We start from the raw sequence: 18,766 nt of genomic DNA, 5'->3' as shown, positions 1-18,766 counted from the left end.
GTGGTATCTGAGTCATGGCCAAGCCTTCGTTTATCAATTTGTGGAAAGCCTATTCCGATTTGCTGGTGACCTATCCCGACGCGAAACCTTGCGACGGTCCTTGGGCAAACCAATGCGCGATTCGCATGAGCATCACGCTCAACACCGAGCTGACCGTCAAAGTCAACAAGTCCACCTATACCGAACCCAAGTGCGTCCATGGGCATGCACGAGGGGCCGAGTCATTGGCAAATTGGCTGTGGAAACATCATCTGGGTCGCCCGTTGATCCTCGGCGGAACTGCCGTGGACCGACGCAAGCTGCAAGACAAGACTGGCCTGATTTTCTTCAAGGATTGTTTCCAGCAAGTGGGAGAGGCCTCGGAAGGTCGCACCGGCGATCATATCGACCTCTGGAACCGTGGCCTAACCCTCGGGTATGACGATCCGGCCTATCGATCCCGAGCGATCTGGTTCTGGGAGCTCGTATGATCAAGACTCACTGCGCGATATGGGTGGTCTGCCTGTTGACCAGCCTGACCGCCTGTGCGCAACAGCAATCCCCGTCGACAACGGCCTCCGTAGCGGTGGAGCAGGTCGTCTCGATGGGCGGACAAACTTTGAGGCTGGAAAACGACCAGGCGCGCTGCGCGCTGCGCAAGCCCGACCAGACCCTGATGCCACTCGACTTGGCTTGGCCCTGCCAGTTCACGGTCGATCGACAGGGCAAACCTCACGTCGAGACCTTCGGTAAGGTGCCCATTGTCATCGTTGTCCATGTATCTGCTGGCCCCCATAACAATCAGGAATGTCGCTCCGAATACCGCGCCGTGCGCCAGATCAATGGGCAGCTCGAGCCCTCGGTTATCGCGCGCAACGCCAGTTGCATGCGCGGCACAGGTGACCAGAAGAATTACACGGGCCTTTTCACTTGGTAACCGAAATTGCCACCCGCGATCGCCTTCAACCGTCCCTGCTGGACCGGTTGACCGACGACGATCCGACCAACCCGAAGGAAAGCGCCGACAAGCGCGTGCTCTCCCTGACCCAATTAAAAGCCTCGGTGCTGCGTGACCTGGCGTGGCTGCTCAACACCACCTCATTGCTCAGCGCCGATGCCACGTTGCATACCCCGGCGGGCACGTCGGTGGTGAATTTCGGGCTGCCGGCACTGGCCGGCAACAGCGCGTCGAACGTCGATGTCTCGGCCCTGGAAACCTTGATCCACCAGGCCATTGCCACCTTCGAACCGCGAATCCTGCGCCACACCCTGCGAGTGCGCGCCCGAGCGACGGCCGAGATGAACCACAATGCGTTGAGTTTCGAGATCGAAGGCGATCTCTGGGCGCAGCCGGTGCCGCTGCGCCTGATGCTGCAAACCGACCTGGACCTGGAAACCGGCCATGTGCGCGTGGTCAACGCCGACCAGCGGAGACGCTCATGAATCCACGCCTGCTGGAACTGTACAACCAGGAACTGCACCACGTGCGCGAAAGCGCGGCGGAGTTCGCCAAGGAATACCCGAAGATCGCCAGTCGGCTGACGTTGTCCGGCATGGACTGCGCCGACCCGTATGTCGAGCGCCTGCTGGAAGGCTTCGCCTACCTGACGGCACGAGTGCAGCTCAAGCTCGACGCCGAGTACCCGACCTTCACCCACAACCTGCTGGAAATCGCCTACCCGCATTACCTGGCGCCGACGCCGTCGATGACGGTGGTGCAATTGCAGGCCGACCCGGACGAAGGCTCGCTGAGCAGTGGTTTCCCGCTGCCGCGCGATACGGTCCTGCGTGCCGCCCTGGGGCGTGAAACCCAGACCTGCTGCGAGTACCGCACCGCCCACGCGGTGACGTTGTGGCCGTTGCAGGTCAGCCAGGCCGAGTACTTCGGCAACCCGTCCGCCGTGCTCGGGCGCCTGGCCGCCAGCGAACCGAAAGCCAAGGCCGGCCTGCGCCTGACCCTGCGCACCGGCGCCGAACTGCCGTTCAACAGCCTGGCCCTGGACAACCTGCCGCTGTACTTGAGCGGTGCCGACGAACAGCCCTTCCGCCTCTACGAACAACTGCTGGGCAATGCCTGCGCGGTGTTCGCCCGCAAGCCCGGCGGCGACTGGGTGGAGCGGCTGCCGCAGGATGCGTTGCGCTCGCGCGGCTTCGACGATGCCGACGCCGCGCTGCCGGTGGTGCCGCGGGCCTTCCAGGGCTATCGCCTGCTGCAGGAATATTTCGCCCTGCCCCACCGTTTCCTGTTCGTCGACTTCACCCAGCTGAGCCGCGCGGTCAAGCGTTGCGACGGCCAGGAGCTGGAGCTGATCGTGCTGTTCGACCGTCACGATCCGAGCCTGGAAGGCAGCGTCGGCGCTTCGCAGTTCCTGCCGTTCTGCACCCCAGCCATCAACCTGTTTCCCAAGCGCCTGGACCGCATTCACTTGTCGGATCGGGTCAACGAACACCACGTGATCGCCGACCGTACCCGGCCGATGGATTTCGAAGTGCATTCGCTGAACGGCCTCACCGGCCACGGCACCGGGCCGGAGCAACCGTTCCTGCCGTTCTACGCCGTACGCGATCCGTCCCGTTATGGCCGCGACCAGGCCTATTACACCGTGCGGCGCGAACCGCGCGTGCTGTCCAGCGACCAGCGACGCAACGGCCCGCGCTCGACCTACATCGGCAGCGAGACCTTCGTCAGCCTGGTGGACAGCCAGCAAGCGCCCTATCGCCACGACCTGCGCCAACTGGGCGTGACCGCACTGTGCACCAACCGCGACCTGCCGCTGTTCATGAGCGTGGGCAACGGCAAGACCGACTTCACCCTCGCCGACAGTGCGCCGGTTGGCGCCGTGCGCTGCGTGGCCGGGCCCAGTCGCCCACGGGCCAGCCATGCCCACGACGCCAAGGCCTGGCGGCTGATCAGCCAGTTGTCGCTGAACTACTTGTCGTTGAGCGAACAAGGCCAAGGCGCAGCCGCCCTGCGTGAACTGCTGCGCCTGTACGGCGACAGCAACGACGCGGCGCTGCAGTTGCAGATCGAAGGCCTGCGCGAAGTCAGCAGCAAAGCCTGCACCCGGCGCTTGCCGATGCCTGGCCCGATCGTGTTTGGTCGCGGCCTGGAGATCACCCTGGAATTCGATGAAAACGCGTTTCGCGGCACCGGGGTGTTCCTGCTCGGCGCGGTGTTCGAGCGCTTCCTGGCACGCTACGTGTCGATCAACAGTTTTACCGAGACGGTGATCCGTACCACCGAACGCGGCGAGATCATGCGATGGAAAGCCAAGCCCGGACGTCGTCCGACCCTGTGAGTACCCTGGAAGCGATGCACCAGGAACCCTGGGAATACGATTTCTTCCAGGCGTTGCGGCGCATCGAGTGCGAATCCCCCGAGCTGCCGCGCCTGGGCCATTCCCTGCGCCTGGCCGACGACCCGCTGCGCCTCGGGCAACGGGCCGAATGCACCTTCGCCCCGGCCACCCTTGCCTCGGTGCAACCGGGCAGCGACGGTGCGCCGGCACGCCTGGAGCAATTTTTCTTCGGCCTCGGCGGACCCAACGGCCCGATGCCGCTGCACATCACCGAATACGTGCGCGAACGCCAGCGCAACAACGCCGACAGCACCAGCAAGCGCTTCCTCGATGTGTTTCACCATCGCCTGCTCAGCCTGTTTTATCGGGCCTGGGCCGAAGCGCGGCCGACGGTCAGCCACGATCGCCCGGACGATGACTATTGGTCGGCGCGCCTGGCGGCACTGAGCGGTCGGGGCATGCCCAGCCTGCTCAACCAGGGGTTGATTCCCGACACGGCGAAGCTGCACTACAGCGGCCACCTGGCAGCGCAAACCCGCTACCCGGACGGTTTGAAGGCAATCCTCGGCGAGTACTTCGGCCTTCCGGTGGAGATCGAAGAATACGTCGGCCAATGGCTGGAACTGCCCGAACGCAGCCGCGTCGGGGTCAGCGCTCATCAATTGGGCGTGGACTTCTGCCTGGGCCGCTTCGTGTGGGATCGCCAGCACAAATTCCGCATTCGCCTGGGGCCACTCAAGCTCGTTGACTACATGGGCATGCTGCCTGGCAGCCAACCGTTCAACGAGCTGGTGGCCTGGGTCGCCGAATACCTGGGCCATGAACTGGACTGGGACCTGAACCTGGTCCTGGAACAGCCCGAAGTCCCGGCATTGCAACTCAATGGGCGTTTCCGCCTGGGTTTCAATACCTGGCTGGGCCGCCCCGAAACAGATGCCAACGATTTAATACTGGCCCGGCATTACGCCGAACAGGCCAACACCTCACAGACCTCAAGGAGCCATGAGCATGGGTGAAATCAGTCGCGCCGCGTTGTTCGGCAAACTCAACAGCGTGGCCTACAAAGCCATCGAAGCCGCCACCGTGTTCTGCAAGTTGCGCGGTAACCCTTATGTGGAACTGGCCCACTGGTTTCACCAGTTGCTGCAACTGCAGGACTCGGACCTGCACCGCATCATCCGCCAGTTCAACATCGAACCGGCGCGCCTGGCCCGTGACCTGACCGAAGCCCTGGATCGCCTGCCACGGGGTTCGACGTCCATCACCGACCTGTCGTCCCACGTCGAAGAAGCCGTGGAACGCGGCTGGGTCTACGGCAGCCTGATGTTCGGCGAAAGCCAGGTTCGCACCGGTTACCTGGTGCTGGGCATTCTCAAGACCCCGAGCCTGCGCCACGCACTGCTGGGCTTGTCGTCGGAGTTCGACAAGGTCAAGGTCGAAGCCCTGAGCGAACGGTTTGACGAATACGTCGGCGACTCGCCGGAAAACGCCCTGACCGCCAGCGACGGCTTCAATGCCGGCGCGGTGCCGGGCGAAGCCAGCGGCGCCATGGCCCCTAGCGCCATGGGCAAGCAGGAAGCCCTCAAGCGCTTTACCGTCGACCTCACCGAGCAGGCCCGCAGCGGCAAGCTCGACCCGATCGTCGGCCGTGACGAAGAGATCCGCCAACTGGTGGACATCCTCATGCGCCGCCGGCAGAACAACCCGATCCTTACCGGTGAAGCCGGCGTGGGCAAGACCGCCGTGGTCGAAGGCTTCGCCCTGCGCATCGTCGCCGGCGACGTGCCGCCGGCCCTCAAGGACGTGGAACTGCGCAGCCTCGACGTGGGCCTGTTGCAGGCCGGCGCCAGCATGAAAGGCGAGTTCGAACAGCGCCTGCGCCAGGTCATCGAAGACGTCCAGGCCTCGCCCAAGCCGATCATCCTGTTCATCGACGAAGCCCACACCCTGGTCGGTGCCGGTGGCGCCGCCGGCACGGGCGACGCGGCCAACCTGCTCAAGCCGGCGTTGGCCCGTGGCACCTTGCGCACCGTGGCCGCCACGACCTGGGCCGAGTACAAGAAGCACATCGAAAAAGACCCGGCCCTGACCCGCCGTTTCCAAGTGGTGCAAGTGGCCGAGCCGTCGGAAGACAAGGCCCTGCTGATGATGCGCGGCGTGGCCTCGACCATGGAAAAACACCACCAGGTGCAGATCCTCGACGAAGCCCTGGAAGCTTCGGTCAAGCTGTCCCACCGCTACATTCCCGCGCGCCAGCTGCCGGACAAATCCGTGAGCCTGCTGGACACCGCCTGCGCCCGCGTCGCCATCAGCCTGCACGCCGTACCGGCCGAAGTGGACGACAGCCGTCGGCGCATCGAAGCGCTGGAAACCGAGTTGCAAATCATCGCCCGTGAACACGCGATTGGCGTGGTCATCGGCAACCGCCAGACCCAGAGCGAAACCCTGCTGAGCGCCGAGCGCGAACGCCTGGCCGAGCTGGAAGGCCGCTGGGCCGAAGAGAAAACCCTGGTGGACGAACTGCTCGCCACCCGCGCCACCTTGCGCGAACGCGTTGGCGTGGTGGACAGCGAAGACAACAGCGAAGCTTCTGACAACGAAAGCCACCAACTGCGCGAGAAGCTGGTGGACCTGCAACAGCGCCTGACCGCCCTGCAAGGCGAAACCCCGCTGATCCTGCCGACCGTGGATTACCAGGCCGTGGCCTCGGTGGTCGCCGACTGGACCGGTATCCCGGTGGGCCGCATGGCCCGCAACGAACTGGAAACCGTGCTCAACCTCGACCAGCACCTGAAGAAACGCATCATCGGCCAGGACCATGCCTTGCAGATGATTGCCAAGCGCATCCAGACCTCCCGCGCCGGCCTCGACAACCCGAGCAAGCCGATTGGTGTGTTCATGCTCGCCGGCACCTCCGGCGTGGGCAAGACCGAAACCGCCCTGGCCCTGGCCGAAGCCATGTACGGCGGCGAGCAGAACGTCATCACCATCAACATGAGCGAGTTCCAGGAAGCCCACACCGTATCGACCCTCAAGGGTGCGCCACCGGGCTACATCGGCTATGGCGAAGGCGGCGTGCTGACCGAAGCCGTGCGGCGCAAACCGTACAGCGTGGTGTTGCTGGACGAGGTCGAGAAGGCCCACCCGGACGTGCATGAGATCTTCTTCCAGGTGTTCGACAAAGGCGTGATGGAGGACGGTGAAGGCCGGGTGATCGACTTCAAGAACACCTTGATCCTGCTGACCACCAACGCCGGCACCGAGTTGATTGCCCAGGTCTGCAAAGACCCGCAGAACGTGCCCGAGCCGGAAGAAATCGCCAAGGCCCTGCGCCAACCGCTGCTGGAGATTTTCCCGCCAGCCTTGCTGGGCCGCCTGGTGACGATCCCGTACTACCCGCTCAGCGACGAGATGCTCAAGGCCATCACCCGCCTGCAACTCAACCGCATCAAGAAGCGCGTGGAAAGCACCCACAAAGTCGCCTTCGACTACGACGACGCGGTGATCGACCTGATCGTCTCGCGTTGCACCGAAACCGAAAGCGGCGGGCGCATGATCGACACCATCCTGACCAACAGCCTGCTACCGGACATGAGCCGCGAGTTCCTGACCCGCATGCTCGAAGGCAAGGCTTTGGCCGGGGTGCGGATCAGCGCCGTGGACAATGAATTGCAGTACGATTTCAGCGACGCGGCCTGACCCGAAGGAGCACCGCATAACCCTGTGGGAGCGAGCTTGCTCGCGAATGCAATCTGTCAGTGCCATTGATGTTGCCTGACACACCGCCTTCGCGAGCAAGCTCGCTCCCACAGTTGTTCCGGTGTCGTCAGGCAATCAGCGGCGCAGCCATTACAACGATGAGATGACCGATGTTATTCAACCAAGCCTCACGCCTGGCCAAGATCACCAGCCCCCTGGGACCTGAGGTACTGCTGCTCAAGGACATGGGCGGCGGCGAAGAACTGGGGCGGCTGTTCAACTATGAGTTGCAGCTGCACTCGCTGGATAACGCCATCGACCTCAATCAGGTGCTCGGCAAGCCCATGTGCGTGAGCCTGCAACTCGATGGCGGTGGCGAGCGTTATTTCCATGGCATCGTGGCCCGTTTCAGCCAGAACGTCGACCAGGGCCAGTTCGCCAGTTACCAGGCCACCCTGCGCCCGTGGTTTTGGCTGCTGACTCGTACCTCCGATTGCCGGATTTTCCAGAACCTCACCATCCCGCAGATCATCAAGCAGGTGTTCCGCGACTTGGGCTTTTCCGATTTCGAAGACGCCCTGAGCCGGCCTTATCGCGAGTGGGAATACTGCGTGCAGTATCGCGAGACCAGTTTCGACTTCGTCAGCCGCTTGATGGAGCAGGAAGGGATCTACTACTTCTTCCGCCATGAGCAAGGTCGACATGTGCTGGTGCTGGCCGACGCTTATGGAGCCCACACCACGGCGCCCGGCTACGGCTCGGTGCCCTACTACCCCAAGAACGAGCAGCAGCGCGAGCGTGACCACATACACGACTGGCACCTGGCCCAGGAAGTCCAGCCCGGCTCGCTGGAGCTCAACGACTACGACTTCCAACGCCCCAGCGCACGCATCGACGTACGCTCGGCCATGCCCCGCCCACACACTGCCGGCGACTATCCCCTGTACGACTACCCTGGCACCTACGTGCAGAGCCAGGACGGCGAACACTACGCCCGCACCCGCATCGAAGCCTTGCAGACCCAGCACGAACAGGTCGAACTGGCCGGCAACGCCCGCGGCTTGGGTTCGGGGCACCTGTTCAGCCTCACCGGCTTCAGCCGCCAGGACCAGAACCGCGAATACCTGATCGTCGGCGCCCGCTACTACCTCTCCCAGGAAAGCGGCGAAACCGGCGGCGGCGCGCCGACAGCACAGTTCGAAAGCAGCCTGACCTGCATCGACGCCCAGCAAAGCTATCGGCCGCTGCCCATCACCCATCGCCCTATCGTCAAGGGCCCGCAGACTGCCTTAGTGGTGGGTCCCAAGGGCGAGGAAATCTGGACCGATCAGTTCGGCCGAGTGAAGGTGCACTTCTATTGGGATCGGCACGACCAGTCCAACGAAAACAGCTCGTGCTGGATTCGCGTGTCGCAGGCATGGGCCGGGAAAAACTGGGGCTCGATGCAGATCCCGCGCATTGGCCAGGAAGTGATCGTCAGTTTCCTCGAAGGCGACCCGGATCGGCCGATCATCACCGGTCGCGTCTACAACGCCGAACAGACCGTGCCCTATGACTTGCCCGCCAATGCCACCCAGAGCGGGATGAAAAGCCGTTCGAGCAAGGGCGGCACGCCGGCGAATTTCAACGAAATCCGCATGGAAGACAAGAAAGGCGCCGAGCAACTGTACATCCACGCCGAGCGTAACCAGGACATCGTGGTCGAGGTGGATGAAAGCCACTCGGTGGGCCATGACCGCAACAAGAGCATCGGCCACAACGAGACGGTGACCATCGGCAACAACCGCCTGCGCATCGTCAAGCAGGAGGACATCCTCTCCGTCGGCCAGCGCAAGACCGACAGCATCAGCCAGAGCTACGTGATTGAAGTGGGCGAAAACCTGCGCCTGGTGTGCGGCGAAAGCATCCTGGAGCTCAACGCCAGCGGCCAGATCAACCTGACCGGCGTACAGATCAGCTTCTACGCCAGCGGCGATGCCGAGTTCAACACCGGCGGCGTGCTGCACCTGAACAACGGCGGCGGCCCCGGAGCCACGCCGGACGGCCAGGGCGTCAAGGGCAGCATCGATGCCAACATCCAAGCCGCGTTCCCTGCACCCAAGGGCTAACCTCGAGATTTTTGCGCCATGACTTACCGCCTCAATGAATTCCAGTTCCAGCTGCCGCCCAGCGAATTGCTGGACGCGACAATCAACATCCTCAAGTTCCCCGAGCTGGGCACGTCCTTGATCGTCAGCCGCAGTTTGCTGACCGAGGGCGAGACCCTGCAAAGCAACCTCGACGACCAGCTCAAGCGCCTGGAAAAACAGGTCCAGGACCTGCGCTGCCAACCGGGCGCCACCGTGCGCGTGGGCGCCAACCAGGAAGTCGAAGCCATCGAATTGCGCAGCCAGTTCAACAAGGGCAATGAAAAGGTCTTCCAGTTCCAGTTGGCCCTGGTACTGCCCGGCACCCGCAAAATGCTTGCCCTGAGCTACGTGAAAGCCGAGAAACTGGGCGATGCCGAAGCGGCACATTGGGCAACGATCAAGGGTTCGCTGCTGTTCGACGTTCTGGCTTGATGAGCACCTTGCATGTCTGACGCACTCTGGGCCGCTCGGCTAGGCGACGCGCTGAACCACACCTCGATGATGGCCGATATCCTCGGCGGCGTCCTGGAAGTAGCCGCGAACATTGCGATCACCGCGGTAGCGACGGCTGCCGTGGTAGCGGCCACGGGCATTACCGTTGCCACTGGCGGCTTGGGTTGCTTCCTACTCGGCGCGGTGGTGGGCGCCGTGGTCGGCCTCGCCATGAGCAAGACCGGGGCCGACAAGGGGCTAAGCGACATATGCGAGGGCATCGGCAACGCCCTCTTCCCGCCCACGGTGCAGGCCAACATCCTCACCGGCTCCACCAACACCTTGACCAACAACATCCCTGCCGCCCGCGCCGCCGGAGCGATCGAGTCCCATGTCGCGCCGGCCGGCACCGAACTTGAAGCACCCGAAGCCGAACCCAGCTACCTGGACATGGCCGAGAATTTCTTCTCACAGATGTGGCGTCCCACCGTCGCCGTGCCCGCGCCCGGTGCCGTGCCCAAGCCGCTGGACATGATCATCTGCATGAAACACCCGCCGATGCCGCCGCAATTCCTGGCCGAAGGCTCGGACAAAGTCACCATCAACGGTCAGCCCGCGGTGCGCAGCGGCGACCGCAGCACCTGCGATGCGACCGTGGTGTCGGCCGGACTGATTTCCCCTGACGTGACCATTGGCGGCGGTTCGGTGGTGGTGCGCGAGATCCGCAGCGGCAAGACCCCGGGCGTCGGGCTGGCGGTCACGGCGCTGCTGATGCTAAAGGGCGGCAAGGGTAAATTCCTCAGTAACCTGCCGTGCATGTTGGTCGGCGGTGCGGCGTCGATGGCGGTCAGTAGCGCGATGGGTGCCGCGGCCAACGCCGCGATGGGCTCCTCGAACCCCGTGCACGCCGCCACCGGGGCCAAAGTGTTGGGCGATGTCGAGGAGATGGACTTCGTCCTGCCCGGCATCTTGCCGATCGACTGGCAACGCTTCTACAACAGCCGCGACGAACGCCGCGACGGGTTGTTCGGTGCCGGTTGGAGCGTGCCCTATGAGGTGCGCGTCGAAATCCTGCCCCATCCAGACGGCGGCGAAACCCTGGTTTATAGCGACGAACAGGGCCGACGCATCGACATGGGTTCCATCCCGTTGGGCGGCGCCGTGTTCAGTGCCGGTGAAGGCCTCAGCGTGCGACGGCATGCCAACGGCGAGCTGCTGATAGAGAGCGCGGACGGACTGTACCGCTTGTTCGAACCCACGCCAGCCAATGCAGCGCTGCTACGCCTGAACCAACTGGGTGACCGCAACGACAACCGTATCTACCTGGACTACGACGACAACGGACGCCTGGCGCAACTGCGTGACACCTTCGACCTGACCCGCATCGCACTGGCGTATGACGAGCGCTGGCCACAACGAGTCAGCCGGATCGACCGCCTCTATGCCGATCAACGCCGGGAAGTGCTGATGCACTATGGCTACGACGGCCAGGGCGATCTGGCGCAGGTCCGTCAGTCCAACGACCAGGTAAAACGTCGCTACGCCTACGACGCCGGGCGGCGAATGGTGGAACACCAACTGCCTACCGGGCTTCGCTGTTTCTATGAATGGGCGTTGGTTGAAAACCTGGAATGGCGCGTGGTTCGCCACTGGACCGACGCGGGCGACGCCTACACCTTCGATTACGACCTGGCCGCCGGGACCACGCGCATCACCGACGGCTTGCAGCGCATCAGCACCCGTCGCTGGGATACCCGCTATCAGATCACCGAAACCACCGACCCGTTGGATCGCACCTGGACCTTCCAGTGGAACGACGAAAGCCAGTTGCTGGGGGCGACCGATCCCAACGGCGGACAACATCAGTTCAGCTATGACGAAGCCGGGAACCTCTGCGAAACCCGCGACCCGCTGGGGCGCAGCGAGTCAACCCTGTGGCTCGAACACTGGGCCCTGCCCCTGGCTGAAACCGATGCCGCGGGAAATACCTGGCAGTACCGCTATGACGCGCGGGGCAACCGCATTCGCGAAACCGACCCGCTGGGCCACGTCACCCGCTATCGCCACGACGCCCACGGCCAAGTGGTGGAGGTCATCGACGCCACCGGCAAAAGCAAGACCATGCGCTGGACGGCCCTTGGGCAACTGAGCGAACACACCGATTGTTCCGGTTACACCACACGGTTGAGCTATTGCGAGCGCGGGCTGTTGCTCAGCAGCACCGACGCACTGGGAGAGCGGACGCTTTTCAGCTACGACGACCAGGGTCGGCTGCTGAGCAAGCAACTGCCGGACGGGCGCACCGAGCACTATCAGCGTGACGCTAGCGGACAGTTGATCGGCTATAGCGACCCGGCTGGACACACGACAAATTTCCAACACACCCTAAGCGGTCAACTGCGGGTGCGCACCGACGCCCATGGCCGCCGGGTTGAGCTGAGCTACGACAACTACGGGCGCCTGCTGGCCCTGACCAATGAAAACGGTGAGCGCTACCGGTTTGCCTGGGACGCCGCCGACCGCTTGACCGCCCAACACAGCCTGGACGGCAGCCTCAAGCGCTACGCCTACGACCCGCTGGACAACGTCACCCGCGTGGAAGCGCTCGCGGTGCCCGGCAGCACCGACCTGGACCTCTCGCCCCAAGCCCCCATCATTCATGAGCTGGAGCGCGATGCGATGGGGCGACTGGTGGCGAAAGTCACCGCAGACGGGCGCACCGAGTACCGCTATGACGCGCTCGACCAGGTCAACGCGATCACCTTCACCAGCCAGACCGGTGAAGTACAAAGCCTGGGCTTGCGTTACGACGCCCTGGGGCAATTGATTACCGAGCAAGGCTGGGCGGGGAACCTCGAACATCGCTATGACGAACTGGGCAACCTGACCCAGACGCTGCTTCCCGACGGTCGTTGGCTGAACCGCCTGCACTACGGCAGCGGTCACCTGCACCAGATCAACCTCGACGGCCAGGTCATCAGCGATTTCGAACGCGACCGCCTGCACCGCGAAGTGCTGCGCACCCAGGGGCGCCAGAGCACACGCAGCGAATACGACCGCAGTGGCCGCCTGCGGGCCCGTCAGCGGCGGCAACAGGGTCAGTCCACGCTGTTGCCGCCCGTGGCGCAATCACTGTTTGGTTATGACGCCAGCGATCAGCGAGTGGAGCGCTTCGACAGCCAGCCCGAAGCGTCCCATCGCCAATTGCTGCACTATGACGCCACCGGCCGCATTCTCGCCAGCCAGGACAACCTTCAAGGCCAGCGTGAAAGCTTCGCCTATGACCCGGCCGCCAACCTGCTGGACGGTCTGGGCACAGGCCAGGTCGCGCATAACCGCTTGTTGACCTACCAGGACAAGCGCTACCGCTATGACGGTTTCGGTCGCATGGTGGAAAAACGCAGCGCCCGCCGTGGCGTCCAGCGTTTTCGCTACGATGCTGAACAACGCCTGGTGGAAGTGCGCAACGATAACGGCTCGGTCGTAAAAATGACCTATGACCCGTTGGGTCGACGCATCGAAAAAGCCGAGTACGACCGCCACGCCACGCTGCTCAACCGCACCCGTTTCACCTGGGATGCGCTGCAACTTTTGCAGGAACACCGCGACAGCCAGACCAGCCTCTACATCTACGCCGACGACAGCCACGAACCCCTGGCGAGGGTCGACGGCCTGGGCGAGCAACAGAAGGTCCGTTATTACCACAACGACCTCAACGGCCTGCCCGAACAGCTCTCGGAAGCCGACGGCCACACACTCTGGCGAGCCCGTTACCAAGTGTGGGGCAACACCGCCGAAGAGCTGCGCGAACCGTATTACATCGAAGAGCAGAACCTGCGCTTCCAGGGCCAATACCTGGACCGCGAAACCGGGCTGCACTACAACACCCTGCGTTTCTACGACCCGGACATCGGCCGCTTCACCACACCGGACCCGATCGGCTTAGCCGGTGGGCTGAACCTCTACCAGTACGCGCCGAACCCGGTGAGTTGGATCGACCCCTTCGGGCTGATGAAATGCTCGACGCCGCCCAAGGGTCGCAAGGTCAACCGAACGGTGTATCGCTTTGAAGAGCCGGGGCGGATCAGCACGACTTGGACCGCGCACAAGTGGAACGTCGCCTCCAGGCACCGTTACACCGCCCCCGGCCTGGGCGGTGTCTATGGCGCCAACTCACGCAAGACAGCCATGGGCGAAGTCAATCACTGGGGCGTGGACCTGTCCACACGGGTACTGGTCAGCAAGAAAGTGCAGCTCAACAACGTCCTGGACCTGACCCGGGCCGATGTGCGCAAACAATTGGGGGTCTCCCTCAAGAGCATTACCGGCGACAAGTACACCCAGACCCATCAAATCGGCGCCTGGGCCAAGGCTAATGGTTATGATGGGATCCTGGCGCCGTCGGCGCGAAACCCGACCGGCAGCAACTTGATTTCCTTTGCAGGTTTTTAAAATGGGACTGGAAGACGAATACGTCGGCGATGCCGATTGGCAGCATTTCGTGCGGTTGTACGAAGAGGACTACCTCGACGACAACGCACGCGCGCTGGCCAAGGCCATGGATGACAACCTCGACATGGCCGTCGTGCTCTACGGGAAAAGAGGGCTCAAGGAAGGGTTCTGGTGGCTGGAACAGACCGTGCCCGCCCTGGGCAACAAACGCCCGGCCGATTGCCTCAAGACCCCGAAACTGATCAAGCGCCTGAGAATGGCCCTGATGAGCATGCCGTAACCCACAAGGACACAGATGCAATGGAAGGCATCAAATTGCTTGAACCCACATTCCCCAGCCCCCCTACCCGCCTGAGCAACGTGCATGTCTGACGCGCTCTGGGCCGCCCGCCTGGGCGATGCACTCAACCACACCTCAATGATGGCCGACATCCTTGGCGGCGTATTGGAGGTGGCGGCCAACATCGCGATCACCGCCCTGGCGACCGCCGCCGTGGTCGCGGCCACGGGCATCACCGTTGTCACCGGCGGCCTGGGTTGCTTCGTCCTGGGCCTGGTGGTGGGCACCATCGTCGGCCTGGCCATGAGCAAGACCGGGGCCGACAAAGGCCTGAGCAATTTATGCGAGGGCATCGGCAACGCCCTCTTTCCGCCCACGGTGCAGGCCAACATCCTCACCGGCTCCAAGGACACCTTCACCAACAACATCCCCTCGGCCCGCGCCGCCGGCGCTGTTGTTTCCCATGTCGCACCGGCCGGCACCGAACTGGAAATGCCCGAGCCGGAAGAAGAACCCAGTTACCTGGACATGGCCGGGAATTTCTTCTCGCAGATGTGGCGCCCCACTGTCGCCTCGCCCGCCCCCGGTACGGAGACCCGGCCGGAAGACCTGGTGATCTGCACCAAGCACCCACCCATGCCACCGCAGTTCATGGCCGAAGGTTCGGACAAGGTCACCATCAACGGCCAGCCCGCCGTGCGCAGCGGCGACCGCAGCACCTGCGATGCGACCGTGGTGTCGGCCGGGCTGATTTCCCCTGACGTGACCATTGGCGGCGGTTCGGTGGTGGTGCGCGAGATCCGCAGCGGCAAGACCCCGGGCGTAGGCCTGGCGGTCACCGCGCTGCTGATGCTCAAGGGCGGCAAGGGCAAATTTTTCAGCAAACTGCCGTGCATGCTGGTGGGCGGCGCGGTGTCCATGGCCGTCAGCAGCGCGGCGAACGCGGCCGCCAACGCCGCCCTGGGTTCGTCGAACCCGGTGCATGCCGCTACCGGGGCCAAGGTGCTAGGCGGTGACGAGGACCTGGATTTCGTCTTGCCCGGCATCCTGCCGATTGACTGGCAACGCGTGTACAACAGCCGCGACGAACGCCAAGACAGCCTGTTCGGCGCCGGCTGGAGCGTCGCCTACGAAGTCCAGGTAGAAATCCTGCCCCACCCCGAGGGCGGCGAAACCCTGGTCTACACCGACGAACAAGGCCGGCCCATCGACATGGGTTCCATCCCGTTGGGCGGCGCGGTGTTCAGCGCCGGCGAAGGCCTGGCCGTGCGCCGTCATGTGAACGGGCAATTGCTGATCGAAAGCGACGACGGCCTGTACCGCTTGTTCGAACCTTCGCCAGCCAACCCTTCGCACCTGCGCCTGAGCCAACTGGGCGACCGCAACGACAACCGCATCCACCTCGACTACGACGACGCCGGACGCCTGGTGCGACTGCGCGACACCTTCGACCTGGTGCAAGTCGAGCTGATCCGCGAAGGCGAACGCGTCACCCACATCGAACGCCTCTACCCCGACCAATCGCGGGAAGTGCTGGTCAGCTACGCCTACGACGCGGCCAACACCCTCGCCGAAGTGCGCGACGCCACCGGCCAGGTGCAACGGCGCTTCAGCTACGACGCCGGGCAACGGATGGTCGAGCACCAGTTGCCCAGCGGCCTGCACTGCTTCTACGAATGGGCCCTGATCGACGACCAGGAATGGCGCGTGGTCCGGCACTGGACCGACGAAGGCGACGCCTACCAGTTCGACTATGACCTCAAGGCGGGCATCACCCGCATCAGCGACAGCCTGCAACGCGTCAGCACCCGGCACTGGAACAGCCAGCACCAGATCACCCAGTTCACTGACAACCTCGGCCAGACCTGGCTGTTCGAATGGAACGATGAGCGCCAGTTGCTCAGCGCTACCGATCCACAGGGCGGCCAGTACCAATTCAGCTACGACGACGCCGGCAACCTGCTAAGCGAAACCGACCCGTTGGGCCGCAGCGAATCCACCCTCTGGCTCGAACACTGGGCCCTGCCGCTGGTGGACACCGACGCCGCCGGCCACAGCTGGAAATACCGCTACGATCAACGCGGCAACTGCACGGAGGAAACCGACCCACTGGGCCACATCACCCGCTACCGCTACGACACCCACGGCCAGGTCGTGGAGATCATCGACGCCACCGGCAAAAGCAAAAAGCTGCGCTGGAACCCGTTCGGCCAATTGGTGGAGCACGTCGATTGCTCGGGTTACCCGACGCGCTTCAGCTACGACGCGCGCGGTTACCTGCAAATCATCACCGACGCCCTCGGCGAGCGCACCCAATTCCGCTACGACGCCCAGGGGCGTCTGCTCAGCAGCCAATTGCCGGACGGCCGCACCGAACACTACCAGCGCGACACCGCCGGCCAACTCACCGGCTACACCGACCCGGCCGGGCATACCACGCTCTACCAACACAACCGCCGCGGCCAGGTCCGCCAACGCACAGACGCCCAAGGCCGGCAGGTGCAGTTCGCCTACGACAGCTTCGGCCGGCTGCAAGCGCTGACCAACGAGAATGGCGAGAGCTACCGGTTTGCCTGGGATATCGGGGATCGGTTGATCGAGCAGCAGGACCTGGACGGCAGCGCCAAGCGCTACGACTACGACCGCCTCGACAACGTCGCGGCAGTGACGGCGATGCCCGCGCCCTACGGCACCGGCCTGGCGCTCGTTCCCGAAGCCCCACCGCCCCCCACCGTCCATCGCCTGGAACGCGACGCCGTGGGCCGGCTGATCGCCAAAGTCACCGACGATGGCCGTACCGAATACAGCTACGACCCGCTGGACCAACTCACCGCCGTCACCTTCACCGACCTGCAAGGCAACGCCCAGACCCTGAGCTTCGCCTACGATGCCCTCGGCCAGTTACTCGCCGAAAACAGCGCCGCCGGAAGCCTGCAACACCACTACGACGAACTCGGCAACCTGATCCAGACCCAACTGCCCGATGGCCGCTGGGTCAACCGCCTGTACTACGGCAGCGGCCACCTGCACCAGATCAACCTCGACGGCCAGGTCATCAGCGACTTCGAACGCGACCGCCTGCACCGCGAAGTGCTGCGCACCCAAGGGCAGATCAACACCCGCAGCGAATACGACCGCAGCGGCCGCCTGCGCGCACGGCAACGCCGCCACAGCAGCCAACCCTCGCTGTTGCCGGCGGCGGTGCAAAGACACTTCGAGTACGACCCCGCCGACAACCTCATCGGCAAACTCGACCAGCAATCCACCGCACAACAGCGCCAGTTGCTGCACTACGACGCCACCGGCCGCATCATCGCCAGCCAGGACAGCCTGCACGGCCAGCGCGAGACCTTCACCTACGACGCCGCCGCCAACCTGCTGGACGGCCCAGCGCCCGGCGCCGGATTGGTGGTGCACAACAAACTGCTGACCTACCAGGACAAGCGCTACCGCTACGACGCCTTCGGCCGGATGATCGAAAAACGCAGCGCCAAACGTGGCGTGCAGCATTTTGCCTACGATGCCGAAAGCCGCTTGATTGAAGTGCGCAACGACAACGGCAGCGTGGTGAAAATGGCCTACGACCCGCTGGGCCGGCGCATCGCCAAGGCCGAGCACGACAACAATGGTTACCCACTGGGCGAAACCCGCTTCACCTGGGATGGCCTGCGCCTGTTGCAGGAACACCGCCACCAGCAAACCAGCCTGTACCTCTACGAAGACGACGGCTACGAACCCCTGGCCCGCGTCGACGGCAGCGGCCCGCTGCAAAAAATCCGCTACTACCACAACGACCTCAACGGCCTGCCGGAACAACTCACCGAAGCCGACGGACACAATGTGTGGCAGGCCACGTATCGGGTCTGGGGCAATACGCTGGAGGAAGTGCGCGAGCCGTATTACATCGAAGAGCAGAATTTGCGGTTCCAGGGGCAGTACCTGGATCGGGAAACCGGGCTGCATTTCAATACGTTCAGGTTTTATGATCCGGATGTGGGGCGGTTTACTACGCCGGATCCGATTGGGTTGCTGGGCGGATTAAACCTTTACCAATATGCACCGAACCCCCTGACCTGGATTGACCCATGGGGATGGGCCTGCAAAAGCGCAGTCAGTGGCAATAAAGGCCGAACCAAGGCGCTTAACGATCTCAAGCGCAACAAATTCAAGATCGTCGCGGAGGAAGTCACCATGAAGGTCAATGGGAAACGCATTCGCGCCGACTTCGTCGCCAGAGACCAACGCGGAAAACTGCACGTCTTTGAAGTCAAGCACGGCACCGGGAAACTCACCCCCAACCAGACCGACTCCAAAGTCTTCGACATGACGAAGCCGGCCAACACCACGCAACATCTGGGTGGAGGCACGATCAAACCCTCCGCCGGTACGAAGGGATCGTTCAAGGTTGATACCAAAGGCAAGCCTGGCGTACCGCTAGGCGGCAAAGGCGCACAGCACAACGCCACCTTCAATCTTCTAATTTATAAGTGACTACC

The 18,766-nt window shown here is 63.5% G+C and carries 11 protein-coding genes; all 11 read left to right on the top strand.

Translation table 11 applies throughout. The features are described from left to right. The first annotated feature begins 14 nt into the window (after positions 1–14). Entirely contained in the window at positions 15–470 is a 456-nt protein-coding gene (locus F7R20_RS07140) for a type VI secretion system amidase effector protein Tae4 (RefSeq protein ID WP_003206928.1), read from the top strand. Beyond that, positions 467–916 carry a hypothetical protein gene (locus F7R20_RS07135; protein ID WP_003206930.1) on the top strand — a complete coding sequence of 150 codons (450 nt, stop codon included), beginning with the start codon at positions 467–469 and terminating at the stop codon, positions 914–916. Before F7R20_RS07140 ends, F7R20_RS07135 begins: the two co-directional genes overlap by 4 nt. Next, positions 910–1,422 (top strand): type VI secretion system baseplate subunit TssE, encoded by a 513-nt coding sequence (gene tssE / locus F7R20_RS07130; RefSeq protein ID WP_003206934.1) that lies wholly within the window; start codon positions 910–912, stop codon positions 1,420–1,422. Before F7R20_RS07135 ends, tssE begins: the two co-directional genes overlap by 7 nt. Then, the gene (gene tssF / locus F7R20_RS07125) at positions 1,419–3,278 is read left to right on the top strand and encodes a type VI secretion system baseplate subunit TssF (RefSeq protein WP_003206936.1); all 1,860 of its coding nucleotides are present in this window, start codon (positions 1,419–1,421) and stop codon (positions 3,276–3,278) included. The genes tssE and tssF overlap by 4 nt, the downstream gene beginning before the upstream one ends. Next, a complete protein-coding gene (gene tssG / locus F7R20_RS07120) occupies positions 3,242–4,294 on the top strand; it encodes a type VI secretion system baseplate subunit TssG (RefSeq protein ID WP_003206938.1) in 1,053 nt (350 codons plus the stop codon). The genes tssF and tssG overlap by 37 nt, the downstream gene beginning before the upstream one ends. After that, entirely contained in the window at positions 4,287–6,977 is a 2,691-nt protein-coding gene (gene tssH, locus F7R20_RS07115) for a type VI secretion system ATPase TssH (RefSeq protein WP_003206940.1), read from the top strand. The genes tssG and tssH overlap by 8 nt, the downstream gene beginning before the upstream one ends. 170 nt (positions 6,978–7,147) lie before the next feature. Further along, positions 7,148–9,085, top strand: coding sequence for a type VI secretion system Vgr family protein (locus F7R20_RS07110; RefSeq protein WP_003206941.1), 1,938 nt, complete (start codon positions 7,148–7,150; stop codon positions 9,083–9,085). 18 nt (positions 9,086–9,103) lie between these two features. Beyond that, a complete protein-coding gene (locus F7R20_RS07105; protein ID WP_003206943.1) occupies positions 9,104–9,538 on the top strand; it encodes a DcrB-related protein in 435 nt (144 codons plus the stop codon). A 12-nt stretch (positions 9,539–9,550) separates the two neighbouring features. After that, a complete protein-coding gene (locus F7R20_RS07100) occupies positions 9,551–13,990 on the top strand; it encodes an RHS repeat-associated core domain-containing protein (protein ID WP_003206945.1) in 4,440 nt (1,479 codons plus the stop codon). Between the two features lies 1 nt (position 13,991). After that, positions 13,992–14,270, top strand: coding sequence for a hypothetical protein (locus tag F7R20_RS07095; RefSeq protein ID WP_003206947.1), 279 nt, complete (start codon positions 13,992–13,994; stop codon positions 14,268–14,270). Positions 14,271–14,354: 84 nt separating this feature from the next. Beyond that, positions 14,355–18,761: an RHS repeat-associated core domain-containing protein gene (locus F7R20_RS07090; RefSeq protein WP_003206949.1), complete on the top strand. Its 4,407-nt coding sequence runs from the start codon at positions 14,355–14,357 to the stop codon at positions 18,759–18,761. Positions 18,762–18,766: the final 5 nt, after the last annotated feature.

The organism is Pseudomonas brassicacearum subsp. brassicacearum (genome assembly GCF_008801605.1).
Classification (GTDB): domain Bacteria; phylum Pseudomonadota; class Gammaproteobacteria; order Pseudomonadales; family Pseudomonadaceae; genus Aquipseudomonas; species Aquipseudomonas brassicacearum.
This window is presented reverse-complemented; position numbering and strand designations above follow the sequence as displayed.

What these genes read in the sequence shown, in the direction of transcription:
- F7R20_RS07140 (WP_003206928.1), top strand. Translation starts at nt 15, where the DNA reads ATGGCCAAGCCTTCGTTTATCAATTTGTGGAAAGCCTATTCCGATTTG.
- F7R20_RS07135 (WP_003206930.1), top strand. Translation starts at nt 467, where the DNA reads ATGATCAAGACTCACTGCGCGATATGGGTGGTCTGCCTGTTGACCAGC.
- tssF (WP_003206936.1), top strand. Translation starts at nt 1,419, where the DNA reads ATGAATCCACGCCTGCTGGAACTGTACAACCAGGAACTGCACCACGTG.
- tssG (WP_003206938.1), top strand. Translation starts at nt 3,242, where the DNA reads ATGGAAAGCCAAGCCCGGACGTCGTCCGACCCTGTGAGTACCCTGGAA.
- tssH (WP_003206940.1), top strand. Translation starts at nt 4,287, where the DNA reads ATGGGTGAAATCAGTCGCGCCGCGTTGTTCGGCAAACTCAACAGCGTG.
- F7R20_RS07110 (WP_003206941.1), top strand. Translation starts at nt 7,148, where the DNA reads ATGTTATTCAACCAAGCCTCACGCCTGGCCAAGATCACCAGCCCCCTG.
- F7R20_RS07105 (WP_003206943.1), top strand. Translation starts at nt 9,104, where the DNA reads ATGACTTACCGCCTCAATGAATTCCAGTTCCAGCTGCCGCCCAGCGAA.
- F7R20_RS07100 (WP_003206945.1), top strand. Translation starts at nt 9,551, where the DNA reads ATGTCTGACGCACTCTGGGCCGCTCGGCTAGGCGACGCGCTGAACCAC.
- F7R20_RS07095 (WP_003206947.1), top strand. Translation starts at nt 13,992, where the DNA reads ATGGGACTGGAAGACGAATACGTCGGCGATGCCGATTGGCAGCATTTC.
- F7R20_RS07090 (WP_003206949.1), top strand. Translation starts at nt 14,355, where the DNA reads ATGTCTGACGCGCTCTGGGCCGCCCGCCTGGGCGATGCACTCAACCAC.